Annotated in this window: 15 protein-coding genes and 1 pseudogene; 6 read left to right on the top strand and 10 right to left on the bottom strand. The window is 65.0% G+C overall.

Annotation, left to right across the window (positions count from 1 at the left end; translation table 11 throughout):
• Positions 1–8: 8 nt before the first annotated feature.
• The 4 genes from H4I97_RS02260 to H4I97_RS02245 form a co-directional block, all read right to left on the bottom strand.
• The gene (locus H4I97_RS02260; protein WP_182306335.1) at positions 9–1,340 is read right to left on the bottom strand and encodes an NAD(P)/FAD-dependent oxidoreductase; all 1,332 of its coding nucleotides are present in this window, start codon (positions 1,338–1,340) and stop codon (positions 9–11) included.
• Positions 1,341–1,474: 134 nt separating this feature from the next.
• On the bottom strand, positions 1,475–2,602 hold the full coding sequence (locus H4I97_RS02255) for an ABC transporter permease (protein WP_182306334.1): 1,128 nt from the start codon (positions 2,600–2,602) through the stop codon (positions 1,475–1,477).
• Positions 2,603–2,604: 2 nt separating this feature from the next.
• Positions 2,605–5,346: a ribosome-associated ATPase/putative transporter RbbA gene (gene rbbA / locus H4I97_RS02250; RefSeq protein ID WP_182306333.1), complete on the bottom strand. Its 2,742-nt coding sequence runs from the start codon at positions 5,344–5,346 to the stop codon at positions 2,605–2,607.
• A complete protein-coding gene (locus H4I97_RS02245) occupies positions 5,333–6,346 on the bottom strand; it encodes an HlyD family secretion protein (RefSeq protein ID WP_182306332.1) in 1,014 nt (337 codons plus the stop codon). The genes rbbA and H4I97_RS02245 overlap by 14 nt, the downstream gene beginning before the upstream one ends.
• A gap of 221 nt (positions 6,347–6,567) precedes the next feature.
• On the opposite strand from H4I97_RS02245, the gene H4I97_RS02240 reads away from it, so the two are divergent.
• The 4 genes from H4I97_RS02240 (at position 6,568) to H4I97_RS02225 (ending at position 12,076) form a co-directional block, all read left to right on the top strand.
• Positions 6,568–7,566 (top strand): P1 family peptidase, encoded by a 999-nt coding sequence (locus H4I97_RS02240; RefSeq protein WP_182306331.1) that lies wholly within the window; start codon positions 6,568–6,570, stop codon positions 7,564–7,566.
• Positions 7,567–7,693: 127 nt separating this feature from the next.
• On the top strand, positions 7,694–9,493 hold the full coding sequence (locus H4I97_RS02235; RefSeq protein WP_182307517.1) for a PHA/PHB synthase family protein: 1,800 nt from the start codon (positions 7,694–7,696) through the stop codon (positions 9,491–9,493).
• Between the two features lie 7 nt (positions 9,494–9,500).
• Positions 9,501–10,877, top strand: coding sequence for a bifunctional enoyl-CoA hydratase/phosphate acetyltransferase (locus H4I97_RS02230; protein ID WP_182306330.1), 1,377 nt, complete (start codon positions 9,501–9,503; stop codon positions 10,875–10,877).
• The gene (locus H4I97_RS02225; protein WP_182306329.1) at positions 10,874–12,076 is read left to right on the top strand and encodes an acetate/propionate family kinase; all 1,203 of its coding nucleotides are present in this window, start codon (positions 10,874–10,876) and stop codon (positions 12,074–12,076) included. The genes H4I97_RS02230 and H4I97_RS02225 overlap by 4 nt, the downstream gene beginning before the upstream one ends.
• 7 nt (positions 12,077–12,083) lie before the next feature.
• Here the strand turns inward: H4I97_RS02225 and H4I97_RS02220 are convergent, their stop codons facing one another.
• Genes H4I97_RS02220 through H4I97_RS02195 form a run of 6 tightly spaced genes read right to left on the bottom strand, consistent with a single transcriptional unit; the run spans position 12,084 to position 18,409 of the window.
• The gene (locus tag H4I97_RS02220; RefSeq protein WP_182306328.1) at positions 12,084–12,842 is read right to left on the bottom strand and encodes an ABC transporter ATP-binding protein; all 759 of its coding nucleotides are present in this window, start codon (positions 12,840–12,842) and stop codon (positions 12,084–12,086) included.
• Complete coding sequence (locus H4I97_RS02215) at positions 12,839–13,672, bottom strand: ABC transporter ATP-binding protein (RefSeq protein WP_182306327.1); 834 nt, start codon at positions 13,670–13,672, stop codon at positions 12,839–12,841. The genes H4I97_RS02220 and H4I97_RS02215 overlap by 4 nt, the downstream gene beginning before the upstream one ends.
• Positions 13,669–14,601 (bottom strand): ABC transporter permease, encoded by a 933-nt coding sequence (locus tag H4I97_RS02210; RefSeq protein WP_182306326.1) that lies wholly within the window; start codon positions 14,599–14,601, stop codon positions 13,669–13,671. Before H4I97_RS02210 ends, H4I97_RS02215 begins: the two co-directional genes overlap by 4 nt.
• Complete coding sequence (locus tag H4I97_RS02205) at positions 14,598–15,656, bottom strand: ABC transporter permease (protein ID WP_378143538.1); 1,059 nt, start codon at positions 15,654–15,656, stop codon at positions 14,598–14,600. Before H4I97_RS02205 ends, H4I97_RS02210 begins: the two co-directional genes overlap by 4 nt.
• Before the next feature lie 15 nt (positions 15,657–15,671).
• Positions 15,672–17,312, bottom strand: a complete 1,641-nt coding sequence (locus H4I97_RS02200; RefSeq protein WP_182306324.1) for an ABC transporter substrate-binding protein — start codon at positions 17,310–17,312, stop codon at positions 15,672–15,674.
• A 44-nt stretch (positions 17,313–17,356) separates the two neighbouring features.
• A complete protein-coding gene (locus tag H4I97_RS02195) occupies positions 17,357–18,409 on the bottom strand; it encodes a dipeptidase (protein WP_182306323.1) in 1,053 nt (350 codons plus the stop codon).
• Between the two features lie 321 nt (positions 18,410–18,730).
• On the opposite strand from H4I97_RS02195, the gene H4I97_RS02190 reads away from it, so the two are divergent.
• Positions 18,731–19,477: an SDR family oxidoreductase gene (locus H4I97_RS02190; RefSeq protein WP_182306322.1), complete on the top strand. Its 747-nt coding sequence runs from the start codon at positions 18,731–18,733 to the stop codon at positions 19,475–19,477.
• A 24-nt stretch (positions 19,478–19,501) separates the two neighbouring features.
• A pseudogene (locus tag H4I97_RS02185) lies at positions 19,502–20,340 on the top strand (fumarylacetoacetate hydrolase family protein).
• The last annotated feature ends 13 nt before the right edge of the window (positions 20,341–20,353 follow it).

The following is a 20,353-nucleotide window of genomic DNA, read 5'->3' as shown; positions in this document are numbered from 1 at the left end:
TGCCTTTCTCAGACCCCGCTGATAATCTCGATCTTCGATCCGTCGAAGAAGCGGGAAAGCCTGAAGGCCGCCGGGTCGACGCAAGGCGTGTGGCCGGTGACGAGATCCGCCATCAACCTGCCGGCGCCGGGGCCAATGCCGAAACCGTGGCCCGAAAAGCCGGTCGCGATGAAGAAGCCGGGAACCTTCTCGACCGGCGAGATGATCGGTACCGCATCCGGCGACACGTCGATATAGCCGGCCCAGCGCTGCGCGATCTCGGCCTTGGCGAAGACCGGGTAATCCTTCTTGAGTTGCGCCAGCGCATAATCGGTCCACTTGTCGGACGGTTTCGGATCGAGCACGCGGCAACGTTCGAACGGTGTCTCCTCGTCCATCCGCCAGCGCTGCGCCATGCGGCCCTCCTCGAAGAAGCGGCCGGAGACGCGGAAGCGCAGCGAGCGCCACTCGCTCTTCAGCGCGGGGAGGAATTTCAGCATGAAACGGAAGCTGTCGGGCACGATCTCGACGATGTTGTCGTATCGCGACGCGATCGTGTAGCCGCCGTCCTGGCGCTTGCGGAAAGCGAAGTCGCGGCCGTAGAGCGTCTGCTCCGGCCCGCCCTCGATCGGCTTGGTGCGAATGACGGTGTTCATCACCTTCAACTGCGGCAGGTCGATCCCGGCGTTGCGGGCAAAGAGGCTCGACCAGGCGCCACCGGCGAGCACGACCGACGAGCAGGCGATCGTGCCGCGTTCGGTGACCACGCCGGAAATCTTTCCGCCCGAGGTTTCGATGCCACGCACCGCGCACTTCGTCAGGATATGCGCACCCTTGTCGCGCGCCGCCTCGGCAATCGCAGGAGCGGCCTTCTGCGGCTCGGCGCGGCCGTCGGCGGGCGTGTAGAGCGCGCTCTTGAAGTCATGCTTCATGCCCGGATAAAGACTGCTGAGCTCCGGGCCGTCGACCATCCGCGATGGCATCTGGTACTTGGTCAGGATATCCGGCCATTCGGCGTTCTTGGCTTCGTACTTTTCATCCATCGAGGCGAAGACGATGCCGCACTGTTTGTAGCCGGTGTCACGGCCGGTCCGCGCATCTAGCCCCTGCCAGATGCGGATGGCTTCGGCCATCAGCGGCACCTCGCGCGGATCGCGCCAGGAAATCCGCACCCAGCCCCAGTTGCGGCTCGACTGTTCCTCACCGATGCCGCCCTTCTCACAGAGCGCCACGGATACGCCGCGTTCAGCGAGTTCGAGCGCCGTCGAGGCACCGATGATCCCGCCGCCGATGACGACCACGTCGACGTGTTTCGGCAGTTGCAGATCTCCCTCGACGGGGACCACCTGAGGACCGGGCATGCGAACAACTCCAGGCTTGAGAAAATATGTTGCCCGCGCGAACGGCGGGCCGGGAAGGACGTATCCTGCTCTTACCAGATCGCGGCCGTATCGTCATCGCAGATGTCGTGCTGCATCGACAGGAAAGGGACCCCTTATCCCTGCTGGGCCGCGATGAAACTGCGGAACCGCGCCATGCTGAACAGGAAGAAGAAGAGCCCGATCATCCCGGTCGCGAGGAACTGCGGCCAGACGACGTCGAAGCCGGCTCCGCGGAAGAGGATCGCCTGCGCGAAGGAGACGAAATGGGTCGTGGGCGACACCTGAACGCCCGTCTGCAGCCAGTCCGGCATGCTTTCGAGCGGCGTCATGCCACCCGAGAGGATCGTCATCGGCAGGACCGTGAGGATGAAGAGCAGCGCCATCTGCGGCATCGAGCGGGAGATCGTCCCGAGGAAAAGACCGAAGGAGGTGGCGAAGAAGAGATAGAGGGCGACGCCGGCGGCAAAGAGCGTGAGCGAACCCGAAATATGCATGCCGATCCAGGAGTCGAGGACGAAGACGACGGACACCATGGTCAGGACGAGCGTCACCAGCCCGTTTGCCAGAAGCTTGCTCAGCATGATCTCCGTCGCGCGCACGGGCATGACGAGGAGATGTTCGAGCGTGCCGTGCTCGCGTTCCCGAACGAGAGCGGCGCCGGCGAGCAGGACGGCGAGCATGGTGACGTTGTTGATAAGCCCGGACGTGCCGGTGAACCACGCCGTGGTCAGCGTCTGATTGAAGGCCATGCGCACCTCGATTGCGACCGGCAGGCTTGTCGACTTCTCGGTCCGGGTCACGAAGCGTGAGACCTCCCGGTTGACGACCGACTGGATGTGACCCGCCCCGATGCCCGCTTGCATCAGCGCCGTCGCGTCGATCAGCAGCTGGACCGAGGGGCTGCGGCCGGCAAGCACGTCGGCCTCGAAGTTCGGCGGAATGTCGAGCACGAAGGTGAAGCGCGCCTGGTCCATCACCCGATCGACATCGCCCGGCGAGAGCGACACCGGCGCCTGGAACTGCGGCGGGCGCAGGCCGTCGAGGATGGCCGAGGAAAGTTGCGACACGTCCTGGTCGACGACCCCGACGGTCGCCCGGTTGAGTTCGTGCGTGATGCCCGTCGCCTGCATGTAGATCGCAAGCGTGAAGGCATAGATCACAAACCCCATCAGCACCGTGTCGCGGCGGATGCCGATCAGTTCCTTGACGAAGAGGGCGGCGATGTTGCGGAAATCGAGCATGGTCAGATCTCCTGCTTGCGCAGGAGCAGCCAGGCCATGGCAATCAGGATCGGCCAGAACAGCGCGAGCGGCAAGATGAAGGGCATGAGGTCGGAAAAGCCGAGTGCCTTGGTGAAGGCGCCGACGCTCGCACGCAGGAAATAGGTGGTCGGGAACAGCGTTCCGATCACCCTGCCCGCCCCTTCGAGCGTTGCCACCGGCTGCAACAGTCCGGCAAACTGCGTCGCCGGCATCATGGTGCCGATCGCCGTCGCGAACATGGCCGCGACCTGCGTCCGGGTCATGGTCGAGCTCAGGATGCCGATCGCGGTGGTCGCGAGGAGATAGAGGAAGGCCGCGAGCGTGAGACCAAGGAAACTGCCCCTGATCGGCACGCCGAAGAGCAGGACCGCCATCAGAACGAGAACGACGTAGTTGATGCAGCCGACAAGGACATAGGGCGCCTGCTTGCCGAGCAAGAATTCGAGCTTGGTCACCGGAGTCACATAGAGATTGCTGATCGAGCCGAGCTCTTTTTCGGAAACGACGCCGAGCGCCGTCAGAATCGACGGAATGAAGAGCAGCAGGATCGCGACCACTGCCGGCACCATGGCGTCGAGGCTGCGGAAGGCCTGATTGTAGCGATAGCGCATCTCGACGTTCGCCGCCGCGCTCGTCGAGACGCCGGCCGCCCTTGCCGCCTCCGTGAGGAAGTGCGTGTGTGCGCCGGAGATGTAGCCGAGCATCGTCTCCGCGCGGAAGGGCATCGCCCCGTCCAGCGTCGCGAGAACCGTGGTCGTATGACCGCTTCGCAGATCCGCGCCGAAGCGCTCCGGGATTTCGAGCGCAATGGCGATGTCGTTCGCCTTGAGCTTCTGCACGAGCTCCCCCTGGTCGGCCAGAGGACCTTCGTACCGGAAGGCCGTCGAGGCGGCGAAACTGTCGATATAGGCCCGGCTCTCGGCCGTCTGGTCGCGATCGAGCACGCCGAGCCGGAGATCATCGACATCGAGCGTGATCCCGTAGCCGAGGATCAGCATCAGGATCGCCGTCCCGAGAAGCGAGAAGCCGAGGCGGATCGGATCCCGCACGAGCTCCATCATCTCGCGCCGGGCATAGGCCGTGGCTCTCCGCAGCGAGAAGGTTCGCTTTACCAGTGCAGTCGCGCCGCTCGCCGCCGGCAGAGCCGCATCGAAGGAGGCCATTTCTTCGCGCCCGCCCTGTTTCATATAGGCGATGAAGGCCTCGTCGAGCGTGGTCGACTGCGTCTCGGCCTTGAGTTTCTCCGGGGCACCGCTCGCAATCACCTTGCCCGCATGCATGAAGGCGATGCGGTCGCACCGCTCCGCCTCGGACATGAAATGAGTGGAGATGAAGATCGTCACGCCGTCCTCGCGCGAAACGCGCTGCAGGTCGTCCCAGAAGGCGTCGCGGGCGATCGGGTCGACGCCGGAGGTCGGCTCATCGAGGATCAGCACCTCCGGTTTGTGAAGAAGCGCCACCGCGAGCTGGAGACGCTGGCGCACACCGAGCGGCAGGCGTTCCGACACGATGTCATGGTATTCCTGAAGGCCGAACCGCTCCGAAAGCTCGGCCACGCGCGCAGTTGCAGCCTCTCCCTTGAAATCGAAGATCGCCGCATGCAGCCGAAGGTTCTGGAGCACCGTGAGTTCGCCATAGAGCGAGAAGCCCTGCGACATGTAGCCGACACGCCTTCGTGCGGGAATGTCGGAGGCATCGACCGGCTCCCCGAACAGGAAGGCCTCCCCTTCGCTTGCCGGAAGCAGGCCTGTCAGCATTTTCATCGTCGTCGACTTGCCGCAGCCGTTCGAACCGAGGAAGCCGAAAATCTCTCCGCGCGGAATGCGGAAACTCACATGATCGACGGCGGTGAAGGAACCGAAGCGCCGTGTCAGCCCCTTGGCCTCGATCGCTATGTCCTGGCCGGCGCCCCGCCGCTTCGGCACCACGGCACCATTGGCCGGGACCGTCCCTTGGCCGTTCTCGTTGAGGAGACTCACGAACGCCCGCTCCAGCGTATCCGTCCTAGTCCGGGCAAGCAGTTCGGGCGGCGTTCCATCAGCCAGGATACGGCCGTCGTTCAGCATGGCCACCCGGTCGAACCGCGTCGCCTCGTCGATGTCGGAGGTGGCAGTCAGGATCGTGAGGCGCGGACGCGCTCTGCGGATACTCTCCACGAGGTCCCAGAACTGTTGCCGCGATAAGGGGTCGACCCCCGTCGTCGGTTCGTCGAGCAGCAGGAGATCCGGGTCGTGCACGAGCGCACAGCAGAGCCCGAGCTTCTGCTTCATCCCGCCGGAGAGCTTGCCCATCAGGCGGTCGCCGAACGGATCAAGACCGGTTGCCTTCAAGAGCTCGGCGATGCGCCGCCGGCGCTCGACCTCACCGTGGCCGAAAAGCCGGGCGAAGAAGTCGACGTTCTCGCTGACGGAAAGGCTCGGATAGAGGTTGCGCCCGAGCCCCTGCGGCATATAGGCGATCCGCGGCAGCACGCCGGCGCGGGAGCGTTGCCCGCCCATGTCGCTGCCGAGCGAATGGACACTGCCGGTCTGGATGCGCTTGGCGCCGGCGACGAGCCCGAGCAGCGTCGACTTGCCGACACCGTCGGGACCGACGATCGCCATCTTCGAACCCGCGGCGACGGTGAGGTCGATGGCGTCGAGCGCGACGACACCGCCATAGCGATGTGAGACGCCGCGCAGCTCGACGGCGGGCTCCTGACGGTCGGCCTCAGGGTTTGGCATCGGTCGCGACGCCTGTGGTCAGGTCGGACTCCAGCCAGGTCGGCCATACGACCGCGGGATCGAGCTTCACATACCCGACGCCGGTGACGCCCGTCTTCACCTGCTGCAGATACTGCGCCACCAGCGACTTCGGTGCGCTGATCTTGACGCGGAACATCAGGCGGTCGCGCTCGCTGCGGGTCTCGACCTGCTTCGGCGTGTACTGGGCCTGTGGCGACACGAAGGAAACCGTGCCCGGCACCGCCCGGTCGGGCAGGACATCGAGCAGGATACGCCCCTCGGCGCCGATCGCCGTGCGGGCCGCATCCGCCGACGGCAGGAAGATCGTCATATAGACGTCGGAGAGATCGAGCAGGGTCAACACCTTGCCGCCCGCGCCGAGAACCTCGCCCGGCTCGGCGAGCCGATAGAGCACCCGGCCGTCCTTCGGTGCCAAGAGCGTTGCGTTGCTCAGCATGTCGGTGATCTGGTCACGTGCGGCAGTGGCGCTTTCGATCGCCGCCTCGGCGCTGCGCAGGCCGCTTTCGGCAGCAGAAAGCGCTGCGCGGGCACTGTCCCTGACGAGCCGCTGCGAATCCACCCGCTGGTCGGAGACGAACCCCTTGCCAAGCAGCACGAGCTGGCGTTCGAGATCTTTCTCGGCGAGGGCAAGCTCGCTCTGGCGCTGCGATAGGCCAAAATTGGCGGAATCGCGGGCCTGTTCGGCCTCCTTGATCTGCGCCTCGGCAGCACGCAGCTGCGCCTCAACCTGGGCGGTATCGATGCGGGCGAGCATCTGCCCCTTGGTGACGTAATCACCCTCCGCCACCTCGACGGACGCCAGTTTTCCGGCAAATTTGGTGGCGATGTCGATTTCCGTCGCCTCGATCCGGCCATTGCCCGCGGCAATCCCCGCCGGCAGGGCATCGCGCTGAGTCCACTGGAGATAGGCATAGCCCGCCGCACCGACGACGACCAGCAGAGCGGCGAGAGCCGCGACAAACTTTGCAGTCTTCTTCACTGGACGCTCTTTTGCAGAAAAACGGAAAGACGAGAGATCGGAAACTGTCGAAATGCTCGGCCAGAGGCAGGTCGCTCCGGAAGCTATGCCAGTCAATCTGGCGTTGAAATTCACGCCCGCCCTTGATCCATGTCAAGAACGCCGGCACATTCCGGCAGCAGATTTAACGCTGGATCAGACCGTTGCACGAAGGCCACGGCCACCACGAACAGGAGAGACGCATGACAGGCGCCCTCGAAAACCTGCTCACCGACATCGAAGGCGTTTCCGTCGGCCATTCGACGGACCTGGAGCTCGGCTCCGGCGTCACCGTAATCGTCTTCGACGAGCCGGCAGTGGCCTCCGGCAGCGTACTCGGCGGTGCGCCCGGCGGACGCGAGACGGGCCTCCTCGACCCCTCGATGACGGTGGAGGTGGTCGATGCATTGGTTCTCTCCGGCGGATCGGCTTTCGGGCTCGACGCAGCAGGCGGCGTGCAGGCGGGTCTGCGTGAAATCGGGCGCGGCTTTCCCGTCGGCGACGTGCGCGTACCGATCGTGCCGCAAGCGATCCTCATGGATCTCCTGAACGGCGGCAACAAGGATTGGGGCATCCAGTCGCCCTATCGCGACATGGGCTATACCGCCTTCAAGGCAGCCACCAAGGGCGTCTTCGCCCTCGGCACCGTCGGCGCCGGCACCGGCGCGACGACGGCGACGCTCAAGGGAGGCCTCGGTTCGGCGAGCGCCATGACCACCGGCGGCCACAAGGTGGCGGCGATCGTCGCCGTCAACGCCATGGGGTCCGCGACCATCGGCGACGGACCCTTTTTCTGGTCCGCCCCATTCGAGCTGGACGACGAATTCGGCGGCATCGGCTTGCCGGCCAATTTCTCCGCGCCCGACACCGTGCTGCGGGCGAAGGGGATCGATCTCACCGCAACGACCATCGGCGCGGTCGTCACCGATGCAGCGCTCACCAAGGCGCAGGCGCACCGGCTGTCGATCATGGGCCAGAACGGCATCGGCCGCGCCGTCCTGCCGGCGCATCTGCCGGCAGACGGCGATACCGTTTTTGCGGCCGCGACCAATGCGCGGACGCTCGCAAGCTCGGTTGATTTCATGGAGCTCTGCCATCTCGCGGCCCTGGTCATGGCCCGAGCGGTCGCCCGCGGTGTCTACGAAGCGACTTCCCTGCCGGTCGAAGGGGCGCAGCTCTCCTGGCGTGATCGCTTCGGCTGAGAGAGGGCAAGATTTTGGTTTGCGGGCATTGGGCTATACTGTCGATACGATATCGGACCCGGCATCCCGCACCGGAGCGGCAGTGGCTGCCGGATGCAACGAGGAGCATCGCGTGTCGAAAGAGAGCATGATCAAGGCGGCAGAGCCTTTCCCGGTCGATCTCGACGCGACGCTATCGGCACTCGGCGCCGATGAGGCTTCGGAGGCCGAAGCCTTCGACGCGCTCAACCGGATGACGGAGGCGCTGATGGCGCCGATGACCGGCGGGCTTTCACCGGCGGCACTTTCGCTTGCCGTCTTCGACTGGGCGATGCATCTCGCCATGGCCCCGGGAAAACGGCTGGAGCTCCTCCACAAGGCGCTGCGGAAATCGAACCGGCTCGCCGTCCATCTCGCCGCCTGCGCCACCGATCCGCAGACGCCCCCCTGCATCGAGCCGCTACCCGGCGACGACCGTTTCGCGAGCGAAGGCTGGAAGCACTTTCCTTTCACTTTGCTCTCGCAGGCCTTCCTGCTGAACCAGCAATGGTGGCACAACGTCACCAATGACGTCCCCGGTGTGACGCCCCACCACGAGGACGTGATCTCCTTCGCCGCCCGCCAGATGCTCGACGTCTTCTCCCCCTCGAATTTCGCCTGGAGCAATCCGGACGTCCTGAAGAAGACGGCAGAGACGGGCGGGATGAACTTCGTCGACGGCCTGCACAATCTCGTCGACGACATGAACCGCAGGCTCACGAGCCGCCCGCCTGCGGGCACGGAAGAGTACGTCCCCGGCAAGACGGTTGCGGTCACTCCGGGGCGCGTGGTGTACCGCAATCGGCTGATAGAGCTCATCCAGTATGCGCCGACGACGGAGACGGTCCACGCCGAGCCGATCCTGATCGTGCCGGCGTGGATAATGAAATACTACATCCTCGATCTTTCGCCGCAGAATTCGCTGATCCGCTACCTGGTCGAGCGCGGCCACACCGTCTTCTGCATCTCCTGGCACAATCCGACCGCCGCCGATCGTGATCTCGGGCTCGACGACTACCGACAGCAAGGCGTGATGGCGGCGCTCGACGCGATCGAGGCGATCCTCCCGGACCGCAAGATCCATGCGACCGGCTATTGCCTCGGCGGCACCCTGCTCTCGATCGCGGCCTCCGCCATGGCGCGCGCGGGCGACGACCGTCTCGCCTCCGTGACCCTGCTCGCCGCCCAGATCGACTTTACCGAACCCGGTGAGCTCGCGCTCTTCATCGACCACAGCCAGCTCAATTTCCTCGAAAGCATGATGTGGAATCGCGGCTTTCTTTCCGCCGACCAGATGGCCGGTGCCTTCCAGCTTCTGAAGTCGAACGACCTCGTCTGGTCGCGGATCGTCCGCGATTACATGATGGGCGAACGCCAGCCGCTGAACGACCTGATGGCATGGAACGCCGATTCCACCCGCATGCCCTTCCGCATGCATTCGGAATACCTGCAACGCCTCTATCTCGACAACGACTTCGCCGCCGGCCGCTACATGGTCGGCGACCATCCCGCCGCTCCGCAGAACATCCGCGTGCCGATCTTCGCCGTCGGCACCGAGCGCGACCACGTGGCGCCATGGCGATCGGTCTACAAGATCCATGCGCTCGCCGACACCGAAGTCACCTTCGTCCTGACGAGCGGCGGCCACAATGCCGGGATCGTCAGCGAGCCCGGTCACCCGCACCGGCACTTTCGCATGACGACGAAAGCCGCCGCGGACCCGTGCATCGGCACCGGGGAATGGCTGCGCGACACGGCGGCCGAGGACGGGTCATGGTGGCCGCGTTGGTCGGACTGGCTTGCCGCCCGTTCTTCCCCGTCCAGGGTCGCGCCGCCGACGATCGGAGCGCCGGAGCGCGGCTATCCGCCGCACGAGCCGGGCCCCGGAACCTATGTCTTCGAACGATGAGGCCGCGATGAACAGCCTGCTCCTGACGAATCGGACCTTCGACGAAATCGCGGTCGGCGACAGCGCCACCGTCGAGCACGTAGTCGAAACCGGCGGCCTCGCCTCCGCAAGCGACAACGTCTTTTCGCCGCGTGATTTCATCGGCGAGGTGGTCGCCCGCGCGATCTGGTCCGCGGCCTCTGCGGCGGATGGTGCGCGCCCGCCGGCCGGAGCCACAATCTATCTCGGGCAGGAGCTGAAATTCCAGAAACCCGTCGCGCCCGGCGACACGATCACCGCGACGGTCAGCGTGATCGAGAAGCGGACGGACAAGCAGATCGTCGTCCTCGACACCCGCTGCCTGAACCAGAGAGGCGAAGAGGTGCTGACCGGCCTAGCCACCGTCATCACCCGCTTCGAGCGCCTCGAGTGGCCGCAGGCCGTGCTGCCCTCGCTCATTGCGGCGGCGGCCCAGCATCAGGATCAGTTCGACACGATCGTCGCCGATGCAAAGCGGTCGCCGCCACTCAAGGTCGCTGTTATCCATCCCTGTTCTCCGGAGGCGATCCAGGCCGCTGCCGAAATCCGCGAGGAGGGTCTTCTCGAACCGGTGCTGATCGGACCGGAGACGAAAATCCGCGCCGCCGCGGCGGAGGCGGGCGTCGCACTCGACGGCTTCGAGATTGTCTGCGCCGAGCACAGCCACGCAGCCGCCGAGCAGGGTGTCGAGCTGGCGGTCGCGGGCAAGGTGGCGATCCTGATGAAGGGCAGCCTTCATAGCGACGAACTGATGGGCGCCGTCGTCGCACCGTCGTCCGGGCTTCGTACCGAGCGGCGGATCAGCCACGCCTACGTGATGGACGTGCCGGCCTATCCGAAGCTGCTCGTCGTCACGGATGCCGCGATCAACATCGCGCCGACGCTCGAACAGAAGCGCGACATCTGCCAGAACGCCGTCGATCTCCTGCACCTCCTCGGCAATCCGGAGCCGAGGGTTGCCGTGCTCGCTGCGGTGGAAACGGTCAACGGCAAGATGCCGGCGACGCTGGATGCCGCAGCCCTGACCGTCATGGCGGCGCGCGGCCAGATCACCGGTGCGCGCGTCGACGGGCCGCTCGCCTTCGACAATGCGATCAGCCTCGATGCTGCTCGCACCAAGGGCATTGTCTCACCGGTCGCCGGGCAGGCGGACATCTTACTGGTGCCGGACCTCGAAGCCGGCAACATGCTCGCCAAACAGCTCCTCTATTTCGCCGGCGCGGATGCGGCCGGCCTCGTCCTCGGCGCCCGGGTTCCGATCATCCTGACCAGCCGCTCCGACAGCCTGAAGGTGCGGATCGCCTCGGCGGCGCTTGCCAAGCTGATGGCGGCCCGCCGGTCGGCGCAAGGGCTTCCCTGCCAATGACGGAAAGACTGCTACTCACCTTCAACGCCGGCTCCTCGACGGTGAAGATCGGCCTCTTCCTGCGTGAGAACGGCAAGGCGCGCCGCATCGGCAAAGGGATGATCGACTTCCGCCACAAACCACTGACCTTTCATCTCGTCGAAGGACCGGAAACCTTCGACGTTCCCCTGGAGGCCGAAGGCGGCGACGTTCTGCATGAGGTGCTCGACGAAACCTTCGTCTGGCTCGCAAAGCACTTCGACCTCGATGCCGTGTCGGCGGTCGGCCATCGTGTCGTCCATGGCGGCGACCGCTTCCGCCGACCGGTCCTGCTCGACGGCGCCACGATAGAGGCGATCGACGCGCTCTCTCCGCTCGCCCCGCTGCACCAGCCGCAGAACGTGAGGCTGATCCGCGCGGTGGCAGACCTGAGACCGGACCTTCCGCAGACGGCGTCCTTCGACACCGCCTTCCATGCCGGCCAGGAACCCGTTGTCCGTCGCTTCGCCATTCCCCGGAACTTGTATGACGAGGGGATCAAGCGTTACGGTTTCCACGGCCTCTCCTACGCCTTCATCTCCGCCGAGCTTGCCCGCCGCCGGCCCGAAATCGCCGGTGCCCGCACGGTGATCGCCCATCTCGGTAGCGGCGCGAGCCTCTGCGCCGTCAGCGAAGGCAAGAGCCACGACAGCTCGATGAGCTTTTCGACCATCGACGGCATACCGATGGCGACCCGCAGCGGGGGCATCGATCCGGGCGTCCTTTTCCATTTGATGCGGACAAAGGGCATGAACCGTGAAGAGGTCGAAGACCTGCTCTACCACAAGTCCGGCCTGCTCGGCCTTTCCGGCATCAGTGCCGACAGCCGGGTCCTGCTCGAAAGCGACCGGCCCGAAGCCCACGAGGCGCTCGACGTCTTCACCTTCCGCATCGCCGGCGAAGTCGCCCGGCTCTCGGCCTCGATCGGAGGCCTCGACGCGCTCGTCTTCACTGCCGGGATCGGCGAGCACCAGCCGGCGATCCGCAAGGCGGTGTGCGAGCGGCTCGCCTTCCTGGGCATCGCGCTTGATGACGCGGCCAATGGGGCCAATGCGGAGATGGTCAGCGCCCGACAAAGCCGCACGAAGGTCTTCGTCATCGCGACCGACGAGGAACAGGTGATCGCCGACGAGACGCTTGCGGTACTCGGAGGTCGGCAGTTCGGTTCGAAATTGTCGTAGAGTGGCGCTAGGCCGGCCCTTCACGACGAAAGCCCTCGCTCGCCGTCAACAGCTGGCGCGTATAGTCCGCACCGATGGCCCTCTGCCTCAGGGCTTCGACCGAAACCTCCTCGACCACACCGCCCTCGCGCATCACCGCCAGCCGCTCGCACATGTGGCTGATGACGGCGAGGTCGTGGCTCACCATCACGAAGGTCAGGTTCCGGTCCCGTCGGGTCTGTTCCAAGAGGTTGAGGATTTCCGCCTGGATCGAAGCGTCGAGCGCCGAGGTCGGCTCGTCGAGTAACAGAACCTTCGGCTCGACGATCAGCGCACGGGCGATCGCGACGCGCTGCCGCTGGCCGCCGGAAAGCTGGTGCGAGAAACGGAAGCGAAAGCCGGAACCGAGCCCGACTTCGTCGAGCGCCCTGGCGATCCGTGTTTCCGTGTCGTTGAAGCCGTGGATCGCCAGCGGCTCGAGCAGTAGCCGGTCGACGGTCTGGCGCGGATGCAGCGAGCCGTAAGGGTCCTGGAAGACCATCTGGACGGTACGGTAGAATTCGGGGTCGCGACGCCGGCCGCTATAGCGCCGGCCGTGGACCTCGAGCGAGCCGCCGTCGAAACCGTTGAGACCGGCGATCGCCCGCAATAGCGTCGATTTCCCCGAACCGGATTCGCCGACGATGCCGAAGGATTCACCCGGCGCGACATCGACACTGACGCCGGCGAGCGCCCTATATCCGTCGAAGGTGACGGTCATGTCCTTGATCGACAGCGCCGCCGTCATAACGCCCACTCCGCCTTGCGTTCGAGGATCGGCAGCGGATGCCGGTCGCCGTCGAGCTGCGGCAGGCAATTGAGCAACCCGCGCGTATAGGGATGCTGCGCCTCGGAGAGCCGCGATGCCTGCAATTCCTCGACCACCCTGCCCGCATACATGACCACGACACGATCACAAAAGGACGAGACGAGGCGCAGATCATGCGAGATGAAGATCAGGCCCATGCCGCGCTCGGAGACCAGCTTGTCGAGGATTTCCAGCACATCGAGCTGCACCGTCACGTCGAGCGCAGAGGTCGGCTCGTCGGCGATCAGCAGTTCCGGGCCGCAGACGAGCATCATGGCGATCATCGCCCGCTGGCCCATGCCGCCCGATATCTCGTGCGGGTAGAGATCAAAGACGCGGACGGGATCGTGGATCTGCACCGCCTCCAGCATGGAGAGCGCCCGCTCGCGCGCCTCGGCCTTCGAAACCGGCTCGTGCGTCCGCAAGGTCTCGACGATCTGCCGTCCGATCGTCATCACGGGGTTCAGCGAGTATTTCGGGTCCTGCAGGATCATCGCGATCTTCTTGCCGCGCAGCGCCCGCCGCTGCCGGGAGGGTACGGACAGCAGGTCCAGGTCACCGAAGCGCAGGCAATCCGCCGAAAGCTGCGCGTGCCGGGGCGTCAGCCCCATGATCGCGCGGCCGGTCTGCGACTTGCCGGAGCCAGACTCGCCGACGATGCCAAGCCGCTCTTTGCCGAGCGAGAAGCTCACCCCGCGCACGGCCTCCACGAGCCCGTTGCGCGTCGGATAGCCGACCTTGAGGTTGCGGATGTCGAGAAGCGGCGTCATTGGCCGGCCTCCCTCGGATCGAGCGCATCGCGTAATCCGTCGCCGAGCAGGTTGAAGCCGAGGCTGACGATGAGGATCGCCGCACCGGGCATGGCCGCCACCCACCACTGGTCGAGGATGAAGCGTCGACCGGAAGCGATCATCGCCCCCCATTCGGGAAGCGGCGGCTGCGCTCCGAGGCCGAGGAAACCGAGGCCGGCGGCCGTCAGGATGATCCCCGCCATGTCGAGCGTCACCCGCACGATGAGCGAGGAGAGACAGAGCGGCATGATGTGAAGGGTCACGATGCGTGCCGGAGAGGCTCCCATCAGCCGGACCGCCGAAATATAGTCGGAGTTCCGGAAGGTCATCGTTTCCGCCCGCGCGATGCGCGCATAGGGCGGCCAGGAGGTGACGGCGATCGCTAGAACCGCATTCTCGATCCCCGGCCCGAGGGCCGCGACCAGCGCGAGTGCCAGGACAAGCTTCGGGAAGGCGAGAAATATGTCGGTGATCCGCATCAGGATGCCGTCGATGATTCCGCCCGCATAGCCGGAGATCGTGCCGACGAGAAGGCCGACCGGCGCGGCGATGACGGCCACGAGCACGACGACGAAGAGCGTGAGCCGCGAGCCGTAGATGAGACGCGAGAGGATGTCCCGCCCCTGGTCGTCGGTGCCGAGCAGGTAGCCGGCCGAGCCCGGCGGCAGAAGACGCGCACCGCGCAAATCGCCCTGCACGGGAGAATAGGGAGCCAGCACATCGGCGAAGGCCGCAACGAACAGCAGGCCGATAAGGATCAGGAGGCCCGCCACCGCCAGCCGGTTCTCGGCGAAGCGGCTCCAGATGACGTACAGGCGGCCGAGCCGCGCCTGCCGCCGCGATTGCGGCCTGTCGGAGAGCAGCCATTCGCGCAGTGTCGGCTTCAGGGTCGCTTCGTTCGTGTTCATCGGCTGCGGGTCCTGGGATCGAGCACGTGGTAGAGAACGTCCGACAGGACATTGATCCCGATGAAGACGGAGCCGATGACGATCGTGCCGCCCAGCACCGCATTCATGTCGGCGTTCTGCAGCGAATTGGTGATGTAGAGGCCAAGCCCCGGCCAGGAGAAGATCGTCTCCGTGAGCACGGAACCTTCGAGCAGCCCGGCATAGGAAAGCGCAATCACGGTAATCAGCGGCACGGCGGCGTTGCGCAACGCATGGAACCAGATGATGCGGGTCTCCGATAGCCCCTTCGCCCGCGCCGCGACGACATATTCCTGGGAAAGCTCGTTCAACATGAAGCTGCGGGTCATGCGGCTGATATAGGCGAGCGAAAAATAGCCGAGCAGCGCACCGGGCAGGATGATGTGGCGGAAGAGATCCCACAGCACGTCCCACTCCCGCTGCATGGCCGCATCGAGGAGGAAGAAGCCGGTGACCGGCGTGAAACTGTATTCGTAGACGACGTCGACACGGCCGGGATACGCCACCCAGCCGAGCTTGGCATAAAAGAGGACGAGTGCCAGGAGGCCGAGCCAGAAGATTGGCACCGAATAGCCGATAAGACCGATGACCCGGACGATCTGGTCGGCAATCGATCCGCGCCGGACGGCGGCGAGGACGCCGAGCGGCACCCCGAGCACGGCGCCGATGATGGTGCCGATGGTCGCAAGCTCGATCGTTGCCGGAAAGACGCGGGCGATGTCGGTCATCACCGGATTGGTGGTGAGTACGGACGTGCCGAAATCGCCCGTCACGGCCTGCCGGACATAGATGACGAACTGCTGGTAGAGCGGCAGGTTGAGCCCGAGCTCTTCGCGCACGCGCTCCACCACATGCGCCGGCGCCCGGTCACCGACGATGGCGAGCGCCGGATCGATCGGCACGACGCGGCCGATGAAGAAGGTGACGGCGAGAAGACCGAGGAAGGTCGTCGCGACCGTCAGCGCGAATTTCGAGAACGAAAGGGCGAGGGCCGAGGCGCTCGCCCTTGTACGTCGCGCCTCGGTTCTGTTTTCCATTGCGGCCAAGGCCGTTTATTCCTTGGAGATCTTGTAGACGAAGTTGGTGTCGAAGCTCGGGCCGAGCTTGAAGCCCTTCAGCTTGTCGGAATAGCCGGCGACCTCGATCTGCTGGAAGAGCATCACGAAGGGACCGCGGGCGAGAACTTCCTTCTGCAACTCTTCATAGACGGCAGCGCGCTTGGCGGAATCCTTCTCCAGCAGCGCGGCCTGGGTCTTTTCCGAGAGATCCTTCGGATCCCAGGCATTACGCCATGCCAGCGTCTTGTTCTTGCCTTCGTCGGAATTGTCCGGGTTGTAAGTAAAGGTCTCGGCGTTCGAATTCGGGTCGAAGTAGTCGGAGCCCCACTGGCCGATATAGATGTCGTGCTGGCGGGCGCGATACTTGGTCAGCGTCTGCTTGCCGTCGCCCGGAATGATCTCGAGCTTGATGCCCGCCTGCGCTAGCGTCTGCTGGACGTTTTCGGCAATCCCGGTCACCGGCTGCGTGTTGCGCACGTCCATGGTGACGGTGAAGCCATCCGGAACTCCGGCTTTGGCGAGCAGTTCCTTGGCCTTGGCGACGTCGAGCGTGTACGGCTTGTCGTCCAGCGCGCCGAGCTGGCCCGCCGGCAGGAAGGTCTGGTGGATCTGGCCGATCCCCTTGATGAAGGTTTCGCCGATGGCATCGTAGTCGACGAGGTACTTGAAGGCCTCGATAACTTCGGGCTTTGCCAGCGTTTCGTTCTTCTGGTTGAGGCTGAAGTAATAGAGCGTGCCCTTCGGCGCGGACGTGGTGGCAATGCCTTCCTTCTTCGACACCGCCTCGAAGTCGCCCGGCTCGAGGTTTCGCGCGATATCGATGTCACCGTTTTCAAGTGCCAGACGCTGGCCGGCGCTTTCCTTCATGTGGCGATAGATGACGCGGGCAAGCGGCGGCTTCTCGCCGAAATAATTGTCGTTGCGCTCCATAACGACGACTTCGTTGGCACGCCATTCGCGCACCTTGAACGGCCCGGAGCCGGCATAGCCGGTCTTCAGGAACTCGTTGCCGAAATCGGTGTCGTACTTGTATTCGTCCGTCGGCGTCATCGCCTTGGCGTGTTCCATGACCACCTTCTTGTCGACGACGGAAGCGACGGTGGAGGTCAGCACGTTGAGGACGAAGCTCGGCGCATAGGCCTTGTCGACGGTCAGCACGAAGGTGGTTTCGTCGGCGGCCTTCGCCTTTTCGGTGACGTTGTCACCGGTGAGCCCGAACTGGGTCAGCAGGAAGGCCGGCGACTTGTCGAGCTTGACGGCACGCTCGAAGGAAAAGGCGACATCGTCCGCGGTGACCGGGTTGCCGGACGCGAATTTCATTCCCGGCTTCAGCTTGAAGGTATAGGTAAGGCCGTCATCGGAGATCGTCCAGCTGTCGGCCAGTTCGCCGACGACCTTGGAGGTGTCGTTGAGGTCGAGATTGACCAGCTTGCTGTAGGTGTTGGCTGTAACTTCCGCGGTCGAAATCTCGAAGGCCTCGCCCGGATCGAGCGTGATGATGTCGTCGATGGCCCAACCCTCGACCAGCGTATCCGCCGGCGTCGCGGCAAAAGCCTGCGGCGCACCGGCCAGGAGCAGGGCTAGAGCGGCAGTGGTCGTCATTACACGCATGCGCTTGTTCAGCATTCCGGACATGTCTGTTCCCCTGTTTTCTGTGCTTACCTACCCTAGCTTCCCGCCTATTCGCGCCAGGCGGAAGCCAATACTCTCAACCAGTTCTCCCGGCATATCTTGGACAATTCCTCGTCACCGTAACCGGCGCCCCTGAGGGCCGCAACGAGTTTCTGGGTCCCGCTCGCGTCCCCGATCTCGGCCGGAATTGTCGCACCATCGTAATCCGATCCGAGCGCGACGCAGTCGATACCCGTTCGCTCGACGAGATAGTCTACGTGCCGCACCATGTCGGAGAGCGGCGTCTCGGCGTCGTCGCGCCCGTCGGCCCGCAGCATGGTGACGGCATAGTTCAGCCCAACAAGGCCACGGCTCTCCTTGATCGCGTCCAACTGCCGGTCGGTGAGGTTGCGCGCGACGGGCGTCAATGCGTGCGCGTTGGAGTGGCTGGCGACGAGCGGCTGGTCGGTCGTCTTCGCCACATCCCAGAAACCCTGCTCGGTGATGTGGGCAAGATCGATCAGGATGCCGAGGCGGTTGCAGGTGCGCACGAGCTCGAAGCCGGCGTCGGTAAGCCCCGGACCGGTATCCGGCGTCATCGGATAGGCGAAGGGCACCCCGTGGCCGAAAATATTGTTGCGGCTCCAGACGGGGCCGAGTGAACGCAGCCCCGCGGCGTAGAAGACGTCTAGGGCGGCGAGATCCTCGCCGATCGCCTCGCACCCTTCCATGTGCATGACGGCAGCGAAGACGCCGGCGTCGAGCGCGGCGCGGATCTCGTCCGTCGAGCGACACAGCCGCCATGCTCCGGCACGGTCGAGATTGACGGCGACCGAGGCCATGGCGAGCGCCACGTCGAGCGACGAGGCCCGCTCCAGCGGTTCCGCGAGCGGCGTCGCATAGCGGCCGCTGGCGTCCGGGGCTTTCAGGGCGAAGTCGGAGGTGTTGGGAATGAAGATCGCGCAGAGCCCGCCAGCGAGGCCGCCGACTTTCGCGCGCGGCCCGTCAATATGCCCGTGGCTGGTCCCGTCGACGAATTCCGCAATCGGGTCCGTTCCGGCCGCCTTAGCCCTCCAGAGTCTCAAGAGGACATCGTTGTGACCGTCGAACACCAGTTCCATGAAGCAAAATTCCCATTGGAAAGCAAAGTGATGGCATGGCGGCCGCGTGGACGGGCGACCGCCTGTCGCCGGAGCGCAGCAAAACGCTCCGACGCGGTGGTTCGGATCGTAGGACCAAATCCGGCGACGGTTCAAGCCCCAAAATCACTATCAGAACAGATGGGTTCTTCACCGCATCATTCGGCCTTGAACTTTGCGGCACGGGCGTCTCCCGCGAAGATCGGCGAGCCCTACGAAGCGTACCGGGTCCACCTCCTCCGGTCTTGACGGACGATGCGTCAGGTGGTCTGACAATTCGACACCAATCATGGGGATCCCGAGATGACGCTTCTCGACGGCAAACGCGCACTTGTGACGGCATCGGGCCAGGGGATTGGCCGTGCGAGTGCGCTGGCCTTTGCGCGGGCGGGTGCAAGCGTGGTCGCGACGGACATCAACGAGGATGCGCTCGAGAGCCTCGCCGCAGAGGCGAAGGCCGAAGGGCTGGCCCTCGAGACCCGCCTGCTCGACGTCCTGAAGGACGAGGCCGTCGCCTCCGTGATCGCGGAGACCGGCCCCTTCGACGTCCTCTTCAACTGCGCCGGCTTCGTCCATTCCGGTACCGTCCTCGACATGGCCGACAAGGACCTCGACTTCGCCTTCGATCTCAACGTCCGTGCCATGATCCGCACCATCCGCGCCGTGCTGCCGGGCATGATCGCGAAGGGGGACGGTTCGATCATCAACATGGCCTCCGTCGCCTCTAGCGTGAAGGGCGTGCCCAACCGCTGCGCCTACACCGTCACCAAGGCCGCCGTCATCGGGCTGACCAAGTCGGTCGCCGCCGACTTCGTCGCGCAGGGCATCCGCTGTAACGCCATCTGCCCCGGCACGGTCGAAAGCCCTTCACTGCAGGAGCGCATGAAGGCGCAGGGCGACTACGAGACGGCGCGCGCCGCCTTCATCGCCCGCCAGCCGATGGGACGGCTCGGAACCCCGGAAGAAATCGCCGGCCTCGCCGTCTATCTCGCAACCGCCACCTATACATCCGGCCAGGCCTACGCCATCGATGGCGGCTGGACGATCTAACCCCCTCTCGAAAGGAACACTCCCATGAAACTGATGCGCGTCGGCCCGCCCGGCCGGGAAAAGCCGGCCCTCCTCGACAAGGACGGCAAGGTCCGCGATCTCTCCGCCCATGTCGCCGACATCGGCGGCACTGCCATCTCCCCGAAGGCCTCGCCAAGATCGCGGCACTCGACCCGGCCTCGCTGCCGGAGCTTTCCGTGGACCGCATCGGTCCCTGCGTTGCCGGCACCGGCAAGTTCATCTGCATCGGGCTCAACTATTCCGACCATGCCGCCGAGACCGGTGCCACCGTCCCGCCCGAGCCGGTGATCTTCATGAAGGCGACCTCGGCCATCTGCGGTCCCGACGACGAGGTGCGCATCCCCCGCGGCTCGGAAAAGACCGACTGGGAGGTCGAGCTCGGCGTCGTCATCGGCAAGACCGCGAAATATGTCTCCGAGGCCGAGGCCCTCGACTATGTCGCCGGCTACTGCGTCTCCCACGACGTTTCCGAGCGCGGCTTCCAGACCGAGCGCGCCGGCCAGTGGACCAAGGGCAAGTCCTGCGACACCTTCGGCCCGATCGGCCCCTGGCTCGTCACGAAGGACGAGGTCGCCGACCCACAGAACCTCCCGATGTGGCTGAAGGTCAACGGCGAGACCATGCAGGACGGTTCCTCGAAGACCATGGTCTACGGCGTCGCCTTCCTCGTCTCCTACTTGAGCCAGTTCATGAGCCTCCATCCAGGCGACGTCATCTCCACCGGCACGCCCCCCGGCGTCGGCATGGGCATGAAGCCGCCACGCTACCTCAGGGATGGAGACACCGTCGAACTCGGTATCCAAAACCTCGGTACACAAAAACAGACGTTCAGAGCCGATTGAGCAGATGACGCGA

This window comes from Ciceribacter thiooxidans (assembly GCF_014126615.1).
GTDB classification, from domain to species: domain Bacteria; phylum Pseudomonadota; class Alphaproteobacteria; order Rhizobiales; family Rhizobiaceae; genus Allorhizobium; species Allorhizobium thiooxidans.
This window is presented reverse-complemented; position numbering and strand designations above follow the sequence as displayed.